General features: G+C 40.2%; 13 protein-coding genes and 1 tRNA gene. 6 read left to right on the top strand and 8 right to left on the bottom strand.

Annotated features, from left to right (window positions below; translation table 11 throughout):
* Positions 1-233: 233 nt before the first annotated feature.
* On the top strand, positions 234-1,082 hold the full coding sequence (locus BM156_RS14565; protein ID WP_139218293.1) for a hypothetical protein: 849 nt from the start codon (positions 234-236) through the stop codon (positions 1,080-1,082).
* Between the two features lie 135 nt (positions 1,083-1,217).
* On the opposite strand, the gene BM156_RS14560 is transcribed toward BM156_RS14565, so the two are convergent.
* Positions 1,218-1,292, bottom strand: a tRNA-Arg gene (locus tag BM156_RS14560).
* A gap of 147 nt (positions 1,293-1,439) precedes the next feature.
* Between BM156_RS14560 and BM156_RS14555 the strand changes: the two genes are divergently transcribed.
* Together BM156_RS14555 and BM156_RS14550 are read left to right on the top strand one after the other, a co-directional pair.
* Positions 1,440-2,243 (top strand): HD domain-containing protein, encoded by an 804-nt coding sequence (locus BM156_RS14555; RefSeq protein WP_093920625.1) that lies wholly within the window; start codon positions 1,440-1,442, stop codon positions 2,241-2,243.
* 92 nt (positions 2,244-2,335) lie between these two features.
* Complete coding sequence (locus tag BM156_RS14550) at positions 2,336-2,545, top strand: (2Fe-2S)-binding protein (protein ID WP_208111787.1); 210 nt, start codon at positions 2,336-2,338, stop codon at positions 2,543-2,545.
* 61 nt (positions 2,546-2,606) lie between these two features.
* On the opposite strand, the gene BM156_RS14545 is transcribed toward BM156_RS14550, so the two are convergent.
* The 7 genes from BM156_RS14545 to BM156_RS14515 all read right to left on the bottom strand — a co-directional run bounded on the left by BM156_RS14545 (position 2,607) and on the right by BM156_RS14515 (position 9,436).
* Positions 2,607-3,365: a ThuA domain-containing protein gene (locus BM156_RS14545; RefSeq protein ID WP_093920623.1), complete on the bottom strand. Its 759-nt coding sequence runs from the start codon at positions 3,363-3,365 to the stop codon at positions 2,607-2,609.
* Positions 3,366-3,459: 94 nt separating this feature from the next.
* Positions 3,460-5,103 carry a sodium ion-translocating decarboxylase subunit beta gene (locus tag BM156_RS14540; protein WP_243745432.1) on the bottom strand — a complete coding sequence of 548 codons (1,644 nt, stop codon included), beginning with the start codon at positions 5,101-5,103 and terminating at the stop codon, positions 3,460-3,462.
* A 15-nt stretch (positions 5,104-5,118) separates the two neighbouring features.
* Complete coding sequence (locus BM156_RS14535; RefSeq protein ID WP_093920622.1) at positions 5,119-5,544, bottom strand: acetyl-CoA carboxylase biotin carboxyl carrier protein; 426 nt, start codon at positions 5,542-5,544, stop codon at positions 5,119-5,121.
* 27 nt (positions 5,545-5,571) lie between these two features.
* Positions 5,572-5,934 (bottom strand): OadG family protein, encoded by a 363-nt coding sequence (locus BM156_RS14530; protein WP_244525748.1) that lies wholly within the window; start codon positions 5,932-5,934, stop codon positions 5,572-5,574.
* A 14-nt stretch (positions 5,935-5,948) separates the two neighbouring features.
* Complete coding sequence (locus BM156_RS14525) at positions 5,949-7,508, bottom strand: acyl-CoA carboxylase subunit beta (RefSeq protein WP_093920621.1); 1,560 nt, start codon at positions 7,506-7,508, stop codon at positions 5,949-5,951.
* Between the two features lie 26 nt (positions 7,509-7,534).
* Complete coding sequence (gene mce / locus BM156_RS14520) at positions 7,535-7,939, bottom strand: methylmalonyl-CoA epimerase (RefSeq protein WP_093920620.1); 405 nt, start codon at positions 7,937-7,939, stop codon at positions 7,535-7,537.
* A gap of 180 nt (positions 7,940-8,119) precedes the next feature.
* Entirely contained in the window at positions 8,120-9,436 is a 1,317-nt protein-coding gene (locus BM156_RS14515) for an acetyl-CoA hydrolase/transferase family protein (RefSeq protein ID WP_170846967.1), read from the bottom strand.
* Positions 9,437-10,230: 794 nt separating this feature from the next.
* Here BM156_RS14515 and BM156_RS14510 point away from each other — a divergent pair.
* The 3 genes from BM156_RS14510 to BM156_RS14500 are packed head-to-tail and all read left to right on the top strand — an operon-like array spanning position 10,231 to position 13,280.
* Positions 10,231-10,797, top strand: coding sequence for a Pvc16 family protein (locus BM156_RS14510; protein ID WP_093920618.1), 567 nt, complete (start codon positions 10,231-10,233; stop codon positions 10,795-10,797).
* Positions 10,798-10,800: 3 nt separating this feature from the next.
* Positions 10,801-11,850: a hypothetical protein gene (locus BM156_RS14505; RefSeq protein WP_093920617.1), complete on the top strand. Its 1,050-nt coding sequence runs from the start codon at positions 10,801-10,803 to the stop codon at positions 11,848-11,850.
* Between the two features lie 20 nt (positions 11,851-11,870).
* Complete coding sequence (locus tag BM156_RS14500; protein WP_093920616.1) at positions 11,871-13,280, top strand: phage tail sheath family protein; 1,410 nt, start codon at positions 11,871-11,873, stop codon at positions 13,278-13,280.
* The last annotated feature ends 31 nt before the right edge of the window (positions 13,281-13,311 follow it).

Below are 13,311 nucleotides of genomic sequence, written 5' to 3'. Positions count from 1 at the left end.
CGCCTACCTTTTTAGTTTTAAAAACAAGGGGATGCGGGCAAACAACCCCTTTGGATATTGGTTGTGGTGTCTTTCCTGTTAGATTTTGTATTGTATCTGAATTCATTTTGTAGCCTATTTTTTTTGAATATCGTAAAAACTATTTCGTTCGTTATTGTTATAGTATGCAGATTAGTTTTTTAGTTACATAGGCGTGTTATACTTTTTGTAGTGACGATAATAAGTTAATTACTATGCACAGATTCTTTTTAATTGTTTCTATTATACTAGTGGTGCTTACGTTTATAAGTACAGGTAAAGCAGGGGCATTTTCTCCATCTCCTCGTTATCTTATGGTATTGATAACCATTGCTTGGCTATTTATTTGGGGCGGGGCGGCGATCTTTAAAAAAATTCTACCGATTAGTTCCGGGGTGGGAGTTATAAGTTTCTTTGCAGGAGTTGTTTTATTTGGCTGCTTAATTTGGGGTTATAATAAGCTTGATAAAAGAAAGAGTGAGAAAAGGAGAGCTGCGATTGAAGCTTTCTACAAAAAGCAAATAAATTGTTATAAACAGGAAGATTTGATTAAGAAATTTGTTGTAGTTCCAAATAGAGACTCGGCGGATAGCATAAATTCAATAAGTATCGAGATCACCTTTAAAAACGATTCTTTGATTACGGACTACGACGTTAGTTTGCTTGCTTTTGTCCATGAAAACAATGAGAATGGCTTACTTTATGAAAATACACTGTTTTCTGAATCGATGAGTCAGTTTGCAAAATCGGAGAACGAAATAAGCTACCAGCTTGAAGTGTCGTACGATAAGCTACAATATGAGTTAATAAAGCTAAAAGAGAAGTGTGGAAATGAGATAAGCTTGGACTATTCAGTTTACATCGAAAGCGATAACTATATCATGGGTGGTCGCATCAAGCCAGGGATTTGTTTGACTTCTGTGTCTGAAGAAATAATTCAAAACAGGGACTATCTGATCAATGGATATCCTTATGTTGATACTTATCCGGCTCTATCAGATCCGAAACTTAAGCTTAATACCCTTCTTTATCTGGATCAATTCAATAAAGCAGGAGGGGAGTAGTAGCTTGGAGAAGTACAAGTACCCTAGAATGAGGCAGCTGTTTTTAGTTTGCGTTTCTTTTGCCTCCTGATTATTCCGTAGCCTCGAGAAAATGAAAAAGGGGATTCTATCAAAAATTGATAAAATCCCCTTTTTTGGTGACCCCACCGAGATTCGAACTCAGATCGCAAGAACCGGAATCTTGTATTCTATCCATTGAACTATGGGGCCAAAAGCGATGCAAAAATAGTAAAACAATCCTTTTTTAATAGCATTTCGAGCAAAAACTTCAAAAGAAGATTCATTAAAATCTTTTGTTGATAAAGAAAAGGTCTTTCTCATTTTTTGATTAGACAAAAGAACTAATTTTGCAGCACCATGGAAGAATTAGCGATTGTAAAAGAAAACATAAAGGCAGCACATGATTTTTTTGAAAAATACACCACTGCCTTATTAAAGCATCCAGACAGGGATATTGTGGATGCGCTTACTTTAAAAAGAGAACACTCATTGCGCGTATCGAAAGTGAGCGGCTTGGTCGCAACCAATTTGATGCTGGAGGAAGAAGATATTATTTTGGCTGAGTTGATTGGCCTACTTCACGATATTGGCCGTTTTGAGCAGTTTATACAATATCAAACTTTTGATGATCAGAAATCGGAGAACCACGCTGAGTTAGGAGTGAAGGTATTGAAGGAGCAAGCTTTCTTTAACGAGTTTGCCGAAGAGAAACAGCAGTTAATTTCAAGAGCTATCCTAAATCACAATAAAGATGCGATTTCGCTGAAAGATGATAAGATGGTAATGACTTATAGCCAGATTTTACGCGATGCAGACAAGTTTGATATTTGGGAAACTTGTGTTAATCACCTGAATCGTGACGGAAGCTTTAAGATTGATGCAATTAGTTTGAGCCTGCCCGTAACAGGACTTGTTAATGAGGAAATTGTAAAATCGATAAAGAACCAGAAACAGGCCCGAAAACAGGATTTGAAGTCGGTTAATGATTTTAAATTGATGTTGATGTCAATGGTTTTTGATTTGAACTTTCGCGTCAGTTTTCAGTTGTTAAATGAAAAGCAATTGATAAAGAAACTTTATGATTCGCTACCCAAGAAAGATACGGTAATTGATGCCTATCGGGAAATCAGACTTTATATCGAGAACAAGTTCGTGAGCTAGCACTGGTAAAGCAGGTTTGTTCATTTTGGGATGGTTTGATGAACCTTAAAAGGAGCGAAGCATCGTGGTAACAATTATGGAGGATTGATAAGATGGGAGACCGATTGGTATGTTTGTGCAACATGGTTTCAGAAAAAGAGATTGAAGCTGCTTTAAAGAAAGGGGCTCGCTCTACCGAAGATATTCAGTATTTAACACGTGCTGGTACCAGTTGTGGAAAATGTTTAATGACAATTGATCAACTGGTGGAAGAGTACGAACTGAAAGCTGTGGTTGATCCGCAGCAAAAGCTAGATTTGTAACTAAAGCAAAAGAGCCGGAAACATGATGTTCCGGCTCTTTTGTATTTTTTATTGGCAATTTTTATTCTCTTCGTCCTGCCCAGTTTACAGCTCCAGCATAATGAGCTTGAATTTTTGGATCTTCAAAAGCTTCGTGCGTGTGTCCAAAGACGGAATAGAATGACCGAATACCATCGAACTCCTGCCACCAAATTAACGGGTGGTCGCCCATCTTCCACTCATCATTGGCCGCTTTCTTGATTGTCGACTCGTCCAGGCTAGCCAAAACATGAACACGTTCGCGAGGGTTTTCTGTAAAACTGTACCATTCGTCCACAGTCGTGTAGCTATCCATCCCTTCGAAAGGAGCCATCGCAGGGTGATTCAGATCTTCAAAAATAACCTTGGCTTTTTGTGTTGGTGGGTGAGTCTTAAAATAAGCTCCACTAAGTTTACCAAACCATTCCCACTCATACTCACAATCGGTTGCTGCGTGTACCCCAACAAAGCCTTTTCCTGTTTCCATAAAGGTTTTAAAGGCAATTTGCTGTTTGGCGTTCAAAACATCATAGGTAGGATTTAGAAAGACAACAACATCGAAGTTGACCAAAAAGTCCATCGTAAACAAGTTGGCATCTTCTGTTGCTGTGAGGTTCCATCCTTCTGTTGTTGCTAAGTCGCTAAACATCTTTAATCCGCTGGATATGGAGCGGTGTTTCCAACCTGATGTTTTTGAGAATACCAAGACATTCAATGTCTTTTCTGGAAAGGCGTCTGGGCGCTGTGCTTGCACCGAAAATAAAAAACAGACGCAGATGCTGAGAAGTAGTAATTTCTTCATGATTACGTTGTATTTAGGTTAACGAGTACAAGTATACAAAAAAAGGTTGTTCCCCGGAGAGAACAACCTTTTTAAAAAGTACAAAGTATATGTATTACATTAAGAAGCTTAATAAAATACCAGCACCAATAGCAGAACCAATAACTCCAGATACGTTTGGAGCCATAGCGTGCATTAGAAGGTGGTTGGTTGGGTCTTCTTTTACTCCCATGGTTTGTACCACACGGGCACTGTCAGGAACTGCCGATACACCAGCAGCGCCAATCATTGGGTTGATTTTATTCTCTTTTTTGAAGAATAGGTTCATCACTTTAGCACTGATCACACCACCGGCAGTTGCAATCACAAACGACAGGGCTCCCAATAAGAAGATCTTAATAGAAGATGGTGTTAAAAATACATCAGCCTGAGTTGAGGCACCTACGGTAATCCCCAACAGAATGGTGATGGTGTTGATTAATGCAAAGTTTGCAGTATCAGCTAAACGCTTCGTTACTGTTGATTCTTTTAGTAAGTTTCCGAAGAACAACATACCTAAAAGAGGCAATGCTGAAGGAGCGATGTAAGCAGTCAGAATCAGTCCAACAATTGGGAATAAAATTTTCTCCAATTTAGAAACAGCTCTTGGTGGCTTCATGCGGATCAAACGTTCTCTTTTAGACGTTAACAGTTTGATTACTGGTGGTTGAATTACCGGTACCAAAGCCATGTATGAGTAGGCTGCAATCGCAATTGGTCCAATCAGGTTCTTCACTGTTTCACCATTCGCCATAACGTTCAATCCGTTGGCCAGCTTCGATGAAATAAAGATCGCAGTAGGACCATCGGCACCACCAATGATACCAATCGCACCTGCTTCGGGTGGGGCAAAGCCCATCCATAAAGCACCTAGGAAAGTCAGGAAAATACCGATTTGAGCGGCAGCTCCCAACAACATCAATTTTGGATTCGAAATCAATGATGAGAAGTCAGTCATCGCACCAATTCCTAAGAAGATAAGTGGGGGATACCATCCCTGCACAACCCCTTGGTACAAGATGTTCATGACTGAACCTGGTTCGTAAATACCCAGTTTTAGGTTGAAGTCAACTGCTTGGAACATGGGAATGTTACCAATCAGAATACCAAAACCGATCGGTACAAGAAGCAAGGGCTCGAAATCGTATTTAATGGCCAGAAAGATGAAAATAAAGCCAATAAACATCATCAAAATATGCTTCCAGCTTACGTTGGCAAAACCAGAAAACTCATAGAAGTTGAATAGCCCGGAAACAGCTCCTGAGTAGTTTTTATACTCGTAACCGTCGCCTGTTAGTTTTCCTGCTTTTACTTCCAGTGTGCGTGTCCCAAGATCCAGTAATTCGTCAGTTGTAACGTATTCGTTTGACTGCGAGTTTGGATCCATGTTCTTATTCAAATGGGTAACCACTTTAGGTTTAAACACCAAGTGGATCAGTCCATTTTCAATACGCCACTTTCCTGAGTAACGCTGCTTTAGCGAGTCCATTGTGAAAGAGTGATCTTCAGCAAATGAAAACGTTTTATAGCGTTTGGCCGATTCGAAATCTTCTTTTTTATCTACTTCGGGATTGAATGTTGGTGAAGCAACGTAACCATCGCTTCGGTTAATCCATTTCCCGCTTGTTATTGTCTCAGCTAAATCGCTGTTCCCATCAGCTCGCGAAAAGCCAGGTAGAATCAACAGCAATGCAGCTAATAATATGAATAGATTTTTCATTACCTGCAGAGTTTTTTAGCTAATTTCAATTAATACGTCATCCTGCAATACGGCATCGCCTTCTTTGACTTTGACAGCTGAAATTTGTCCTGCTTTTTCGGCAAGTACTTGGTTCTCCATTTTCATGGCTTCCATAATAAGTAAGGTATCGCCTTCTTTTACTTGGTCGCCAACCGCCACATGCATTTTGAAGATTGTGCCTGGAAGTGGTGCTTTTACCTGCATACCACCACTGGATTGTTTCTTCTTAATTTGACCTTCACCTGGTTGTTGTACTACAGGTTTACGGACAAGTTTTGGTGTTTTAGAAGCTTTAACCTCTCCTTTTAATTCTACTGAATACTGGGTGCCGTTTACTTCAATCTGGGCAACGTTATCTTCAAAATCTTTGATGTTAACGTCGTATTCATCACCGCTTATGGTAAATTTATATTTTTTCATTTCGTAATATTATTAGGCAATAAATGGTTATCGCGGCCAATTATTGGTCACACTATAAATTTTTGAACTCCATGGAGAGTAAGCTTTTTTCACTTTCTTGATCGTAACAATGTTACTTTCTTCGTCATGTTGTTCTTTAAAGTAAAGATGCAAAGCCATTCCGATTGCGGCAGTCACATTCCCTTCAATGTGGCATTCTTCTTCGTCTTTGCAGTGTGACTTTTTCTCTGGTTTTTTACTGCGTTTAAAGTTCATGTTTATCAACTTTGGTAGTCTTAAAAAAACGATTACCAATAATGTTAATGCAGTAAAAACGATTAAGAAACCAACCAGAGCGACTGTCCAACCGAAATCCATTTGGGAAGCCAATATAATTGCTAAATTATCCATAGGTTATTAATCGATTATAATGGAATGTTTGAATGTTTTTTAGGTGGATTAACCAGTTTTTTGGTTGCTAAACTTTGTAATCCACGGATAATCCGAATCCTGGTGTTTCTCGGTTCGATAACATCATCGATGTAGCCGTAAGAAGCAGCCTGGTATGGGTTGGCAAATTTCTCTTTGTATTCTTCTTCGTGCTTAGCAATGAATTCGGCGCGTTCGTTCGCATCTTCAATTTTACGCAAGTTACGACCTTCCAATACTTCAACAGCACCGGCAGCCCCCATAACCGCAATTTCTGCTGATGGCCATGCGTAGTTCAGGTCACCACGTAATTGTTTACATGACATCACATCATGAGCTCCTCCATAAGATTTACGCAGGGTGATGGTAATTTTAGGAACAGTCGCTTCTCCGTAGGCAAACATTAGTTTGGCTCCGTGCGTAATGATACCACCATATTCTTGTCCGCTACCAGGTAAGAATCCTGGAACATCAACCAAAGTAATGATTGGAATGTTGAAACAGTCTAGGAAACGAACAAAACGGGCTGCTTTACGCGAAGCTTCGATATCAAGTACTCCGGCAAGGTAGTTTGGCTGGTTAGCCACGATACCTACAGGCTGACCATCAAACTTAGCAAATCCGACAACGATATTCTTGGCGTAGTTACGGTGTACTTCCAGGAATTCACCGTAGTCAACCAACGAGTGAATGACATCTTTCACATCGTAAGGTTGGTTTGGATTATCCGGGATGATCTCATTCAATGAATCTTCTAAACGATCGATTGGATCATCGCATTCAGAGATTGGTGCTTCTTCAAGGTTGTTTTGAGGAAGGTAAGATAATAGCTTACGGATAAGCAATACACCTTCTTCTTCGTTTTCTACCAAGAAGTGAGAAACCCCTGATTTTGATGCATGAACTTTACCGCCACCAAGGTCTTCAACTGAAATGTCTTCGCCTGTAACGGTTTTAACTACTTTAGGACCGGTAACAAACATGTAAGAGTTATCTTCGGTCATCATGATGAAGTCGGTAAGGGCAGGGGAGTATACTGCACCACCAGCACATGGACCAAAAATGGCAGAAATTTGAGGAACAACTCCTGAAGCCAGAATGTTACGTTCAAAAATTTCGGCATAGCCGGCCAAACTGGTAACACCTTCCTGAATACGGGCACCACCACTATCGTTGATTCCAATTACAGGCGCACCAACTTTCATCGCCATGTCCATTACTTTACAGATTTTTTGAGCGAATGTCTCAGACAACGACCCTCCAAAAACAGTAAAGTCCTGTGAGAAAATATAAACAACACGTCCGTCAATGGTTCCGTGTCCGGTAACAACACCATCACCCATAACTTTGGTTTTTTCCAAGCCAAAGTTGGTACAACGGTGAGTGACAAACATGTCAAATTCTTCGAAGCTACCTTCATCAAGTAGCATTTCAATACGTTCGCGTGCTGTAAGTTTGCCTTTGGCATGTTGGGCTTCAATTCGCTTAATGCCACCTCCTAATTTCGCTTGTGCACGCAGCTCAATTAGTTTGTTAATTTTATCTTGATTGCTCATTTCGTTATTGAATAAATGATTTCAGGTTATTTTTCGCTGCAAAATTCAGTCAGTACACCTAAGGTTGATTTAGGGTGAAGGAAACCGATATTTAAGCCTTCAGCTCCTTTTCTTGAAGTTTTGTCAATCAAACGGACGCCATCTTCTTCTGCTTGTTTTAATGACTCATTTACATTGTCAACAGCAAAAGCTAAGTGATGAATTCCTTGACCTTTCTTCTCAATGAATTTGCCAATTGGGCCTTCAGGATCAGTTGACTCTAATAATTCAATTTTGGTGTCGCCTACTTTGAAGAAAGCAGTTTTTACTTTTTGGTCAACTACCTCCTCAATGGCGTAGCATTTCAGACCTAATACTTTTTCATAGTAAGGAATTGCTTCTTCCAAGCTGTTTACTGCAATTCCGATGTGTTCAATATGTGTTACTCCCATGTGGTTTAATTTAATATGGTTGATATTATCGAATTCAGTTTATAAAGTGCCACGAGGAAGTTTTTTAAAACAGAATGCTCAAAAATTCGAAAACTGTTCAAAAAAATAAGATCTTCCTTTTCGGCTATAACATGTTTAAAATATGAAACAGGCAGGTCTCATGCCTGCCTGTCTCGTAGTTTATGCTTTTGTAGCTTGTTGGACAAAGTGGTAGTGAGAGCCAAATCGTTCAAATGCAGCTTTGTCTAATGCGTCTCGGTGCTCGGGATGAGCGATGGAAGTCAATAGACGAGCTCTTTCTTGCATTGTTTTTCCATACAGGTTAACGGCTCCATATTCGGTTACGACCCAGTGCATGTTGGCACGAGTACTTACAACACCTGATCCTGGTAAAAGAGTTGGGCTAATTTTAGAAACTCCTTTAGCAGTTACTGAAGGTAGAGCAATGATTGGCTTACCTCCTTTTGAGTGGCCTGCTCCACGAATAAAGTCAATCTGTCCACCAACGCCTGAATAATGCTTGATCCCGATTGAGTCGGCACAAACCTGACCGGTCAAGTCAATTGCCAATGCAGAGTTAATAGCAGTTACTTTATCGTTTCGACGGATGACATGTACGTTATTCGTATGTGCAACATCCATCATCGCAACCATTGGATTATCATCGACAAAATCATACAGGTCTTTAGTTCCCATCAAGAATGAAGCAACTAATTTACCCTTGTCAATTGCTTTGTGTTTTCCGGTAACGACTCCTTTTTCAACCAAAGGAAGCAATCCATCAGCAAACATTTCGGTATGTACACCAAGGTCTTTGTGGTTACCCAGCTGAGCCAATACTGCATTTGGAATACCTCCGATACCCATTTGCAAGCAAGCTCCGTCTTCAACCAACTCGGCAACATTCTTACCAATGGCAATGTCAGTTTCAGTAAGAGGAGCCATGTCGTGAGCATAAAGCTCAATGTTGTCTTCTACGAACAGGTCGATTTCGTCGACATGGATAATGGCATCACCCCATGCTCTAGGCACATTAGGGTTAACAGCAGCGATAACAACATCTGCACACTCAATGGCTGCTTTAGTTGCATCAACTGATGTTCCCAGAGAAACAAATCCATGTTTGTCGGGAGTAGAAACCATAACCAAGGCAACATTAACTTTTAGGTAGCCTTCGCGAATCAGCTTTTGAGTTTCGCTTAGGAATACCGGAATGTAGTCAGCGTAACCAGCTTGAGTTTGCTTACGCAAGTTGCCGCCAACGAAGAATTGTTCTGGTACGAAAATTCCTTCAAATTCAGGATTGGCATACTCAACGTCTCCTTCGACATGAATGTGCTGAATTTTTACATCATAGAGTTCTCCAGCGCGTCCGCGCTCAACCATAGGGTTGATCAGTGTATGTGGGGTAACAGCCACACTACTTAAATGAACACGATCGCCGGATTTTATAACTTTTACTGCCTCTTCGGGAGTAACGTATTTGATTTGCTTCATAATTGTGAATTAGAATAGATTGCGCTCTGAAAATTTGCCGGCAAATATAAAAATTTATCTATCAATAAAAAGGGAATAAAACTTATTTAAAAGGGGTCTACGTTAGGAGGGCTTTTTTGTAAAGTTAACGTTAATAGAAAACAAATGTTTAACAAAATAGAATATCACTCAAAATTCATTCAATTTTATCGATTTTTTGGATTCTTTTTTGACCCCATTTTTTGTCAGAAAAGCACTGAACTATTACATAATACACGTTTTTATTGGAAGAAATAGAAAAAAATCATTTTAATATTATGTTGTCTTATTCTGTTTGTTGAAAGGTGACTTTTGGCAGATTTAGGGCAGTTGTAGCTGAGTTTTTTTATTCACTAAAATGCTTACTTTCTGACTTATGCTTTACAACATTGATTGATGTCATAGTTCATGTTTTGAACTTACTTTCTGATTATGCCTTTAGACGATTTTAAGCAACTTGTATTGTTTTGATAAGTATCATGTGAAACATGGTAAAAAGTCATGATTTACTGGTTACCTTTTGTCGTGTTAGGGGATTAATAAATGTAGATAAAATCAGAAAAAGATCGTTTAGTGTGAAATGAGTGTGGGGTTGAGTCGTCTTTTCTTTGTCTGCTCAGATTCTCGAATAAGCTAACATAAAAAAGGAGGATTCAACCTATTTTTTAATCTCTCCTCTATTTTGTTAATCAATAGATATTAGTTGCTCTTTATTTATTAAAATCTTAATTAGATTTTTCTATTTGCGATATCGATACACTCATTTAATCTGTTTTATGATGATCGAACAAACGCTTTTCTTTTTAAAATCTCAGCTTAATAATTATCTGAAACTAAGGACAGGCTTGGAAGACAAGGTGGAATTGATTCCCGTATTGGATAAGCATGGGAAACTTCAGGTGAGCAAACTGGCCATGACACTGGTGAATATTGAAGAGGAGCGGATTATGAAAAACCAAAACCTGTATCGGGAGACTCCTCAAGGAACAATTGCCAAGACTGACCCTAAAGTGATGGTTAATTTGTATGTTTTGTTCTCTTCTAATTTTGGCGATGATGAGTTTGCCTACCGGGAGTCACTCAAGTTTATTGCTTACGTTATTCATTTTTTCCAATCGCATAGTTTGTTTACTCCAACTGCTTACCCTGAATTGGGAGAGCAGATTGATAAATTGACTGTTGAACTTTTCTCTCTCTCGTTTGAGCAACAGAATAACCTTTGGGCTTCGTTGGGAGCGAAGCTGATGAGCTCGGTGATGTATAAGGTGAAATTGTTGGCTATTTACGATGACAACATCAAGATGGATGCACCGCCTGTGCTCGAAGCAAACTTAAAAAGTTAGGGTATGCAGTTGTTTAATTACAAGCAGATAATTGACCTACAGGTTTTGAATGACTATTACCAGTCACTTCGGTCGTCTGATTTCAATTTTATTCCAGAGAGTCGCACTGCAAAATTTTTGAATGGCTTGGGAATGAGATATAAGGCTGATTCAGGAGGAGTGAAGCTTTTTGCTTCGGTCGATTCCATCGGTGTGTTGAGTTTTCCTCCAGCTGAGCAATCTTTCAAGCTTGTTTTCCTGATGCAGTTAGCCAATCCATCGTTTATGAATTTTTCAAATTTGCCTTTAGAGCAAAATGGCCAGTTTATTTACTATTTCTCCAATAAGGCCGAGAATAAACGAGAGGTGTTCAACTTGGGAAGTGATCAGCTTTTGCTCAATCAAAATGAGCATACTTCCTTGGCTGATCAATTGAAAGTGTGTGGCGGAAACTATCGGTATTCGCTAGCGGACGGTGATGGCGTCAAAACAGCAAGCCTGATTTTCGAAGATCGGGAGTTGATTTTGGAAACGCAGGAGTTGAACCCGGTTGCTGGGGATTACAACTTCCAATTTAAGATGGATGATTTCCCTTCAGGACGCTATCGTCTTGAGGTGGATGGTGGTGAATTGGAGAGCTTTTACTATGCTCCAGCGTTTCGGAGTGGGAGCTACTTCGGAGTCCTTGAAATTTTTGCTGAGGTGGATGAGGATTACCGGTGGTATACTGATGAAGATAAGGTTTCTAAAAAGACCTATACTATTGCGTTTGAACACCGAAAAACGCTTTGGCGCTACAAGGTGATCAATCGTAATGGACTTGAATTCGATGATCCCGGGGTGAAAGAACAAGAAAATCCGTGGGATTTTACGCATACCGGAAACAGTGTTTTTGTTTCCAATAGCCCTATGCCCTTAAAAGAAGTTCCGATTACGGGAATTACTTTAAGAAGTGATCAGAACGATGCTGCCTCTGTTTTGATCACCGATCTGCCTAACCCCGGACCGGCGCTCATTAAGCCTGATCCAGCCAATCCGGCAACGATTTATTCTGACATTTACGTCTATCTCTGACCCTTAAAATCAAGAAAATTATGGCAAAAACGTACAAAACACCAGGAGTATATATCGAAGAAGTTTCGTTGTTACCTCCTTCAATTGCCGCTGTAGAAACAGCAATTCCAGCGTTTATTGGCTATACCCAAAAAGCCAAAAAGAACAATGAAAACCTGACCAATGTTCCAACCCGAATTTCCTCGATGTTGGAATATCAAACTTATTTTGGTGGTGCCGATCCGGAAACGACCCTGACGGTAACAATCACCGATACATACGATACCTCGGGAAATTTGAGCCGGGTTATTGATGCGCCACATCCAGCCACAAAGTCTAAGTTTTTGATGTATTATTCGCTTCAAATGTATTTTGCCAATGGTGGCGGCCCTTGCTATATCGTATCTGTAGGCGATTATACAGCAACCATTAGTAAAAGTGATTTGGGAGCCAACGGTGGTTTGGGTGAAGTCGCCAAAGAAGATGAGCCGACCTTGATCGTATTTCCCGATGCTTCAGGAGTATCAACCGTAGGGAATTTTTATGGTCTCTTTGAGGATGCGTTAAAACAGTGCCAAAAGTTGCAGGACCGGTTTACGATTCTGGATACCTACAATCAGGCTTCCGGATTTGCCGATACACTTCGAAACAACCTTAGCTTGGGAACTGATTTCCTCAAGTATGGTGCGGCTTATTATCCGTGGTTGAAAACCAAGCTCCCTTATGTTTTCAATGAGTCAGATGTGGCAATTGCTCATGTTGAGAATGATGCGCCGGGAGGAACAACCAATTATGATGGTGACAAGTTAAGCGATCTTGCGGCCAATACAGCGCTTTACAATTTGATTAAAGTGGAGTTAAGTAAGTTGAGTGTGACTTTGCCTCCATCTGCGGCTGTTGCCGGTGTATATGCCCGGGTAGATAGTACCCGTGGGGTATGGAAAGCTCCTGCTAATGTAGGACTGACTGAAGTGATTGGTCCGGACAAAAGAGTTGGCAACGAAGAGCAGGACGGATTGAATGTTGATCCTTCTGGAAAGTCAATTAATGTTATTCGCTCTTTTGTAGGGCGGGGAACTTTGGTTTGGGGAGCCCGAACTTTGGCAGGAAACGACAATGAATGGCGCTATGTTCCTGTTCGTCGCTTTTTCAATTATGCTGAAGAGTCCATTAAGAAAGGGACGCAATGGGTTGTTTTTGAACCTAACGATGCCAATACCTGGGTGCGGGTAAAGGCAATGATTGAGAATTTTCTTACACAGGAGTGGCGTGCTGGAGCGTTGGCCGGAGCAAAGGCCGAGGATGCTTTTTTTGTGAAGGTTGGATTGGGTGAGACCATGACTTCCCTCGATATCTTGGAAGGACGAATGAATATCGAAATTGGGATGGCTGCTGTTCGTCCGGCAGAATTTATCATTCTCAAATTTTCACATAAACTGCAAGAATCCTAATTGCATTAACCTGTATTTACTGAATTAAAAT

The organism is Sunxiuqinia elliptica (genome assembly GCF_900113005.1).
Classification (GTDB): Bacteria; Bacteroidota; Bacteroidia; order Bacteroidales; family Prolixibacteraceae; genus Sunxiuqinia; species Sunxiuqinia elliptica.
Note: the sequence above shows the minus strand (reverse complement) of the source record. Positions and strands in the feature narration are given on the sequence as shown.

Bases quoted from the DNA above. Each gene is read 5' to 3' on its own strand.
- BM156_RS14565 (WP_139218293.1), top strand. From the start codon at position 234: ATGCACAGATTCTTTTTAATTGTTTCTATTATACTAGTGGTGCTTACG.
- BM156_RS14555 (WP_093920625.1), top strand. From the start codon at position 1,440: ATGGAAGAATTAGCGATTGTAAAAGAAAACATAAAGGCAGCACATGAT.
- BM156_RS14550 (WP_208111787.1), top strand. From the start codon at position 2,336: ATGGGAGACCGATTGGTATGTTTGTGCAACATGGTTTCAGAAAAAGAG.
- BM156_RS14545 (WP_093920623.1), bottom strand. From the start codon at position 3,365: ATGAAGAAATTACTACTTCTCAGCATCTGCGTCTGTTTTTTATTTTCG.
- BM156_RS14540 (WP_243745432.1), bottom strand. From the start codon at position 5,103: ATGAAAAATCTATTCATATTATTAGCTGCATTGCTGTTGATTCTACCT.
- BM156_RS14535 (WP_093920622.1), bottom strand. From the start codon at position 5,544: ATGAAAAAATATAAATTTACCATAAGCGGTGATGAATACGACGTTAAC.
- BM156_RS14530 (WP_244525748.1), bottom strand. From the start codon at position 5,934: ATGGATAATTTAGCAATTATATTGGCTTCCCAAATGGATTTCGGTTGG.
- BM156_RS14525 (WP_093920621.1), bottom strand. From the start codon at position 7,508: ATGAGCAATCAAGATAAAATTAACAAACTAATTGAGCTGCGTGCACAA.
- mce (WP_093920620.1), bottom strand. From the start codon at position 7,939: ATGGGAGTAACACATATTGAACACATCGGAATTGCAGTAAACAGCTTG.
- BM156_RS14515 (WP_170846967.1), bottom strand. From the start codon at position 9,436: ATGAAGCAAATCAAATACGTTACTCCCGAAGAGGCAGTAAAAGTTATA.
- BM156_RS14510 (WP_093920618.1), top strand. From the start codon at position 10,231: ATGATGATCGAACAAACGCTTTTCTTTTTAAAATCTCAGCTTAATAAT.
- BM156_RS14505 (WP_093920617.1), top strand. From the start codon at position 10,801: ATGCAGTTGTTTAATTACAAGCAGATAATTGACCTACAGGTTTTGAAT.
- BM156_RS14500 (WP_093920616.1), top strand. From the start codon at position 11,871: ATGGCAAAAACGTACAAAACACCAGGAGTATATATCGAAGAAGTTTCG.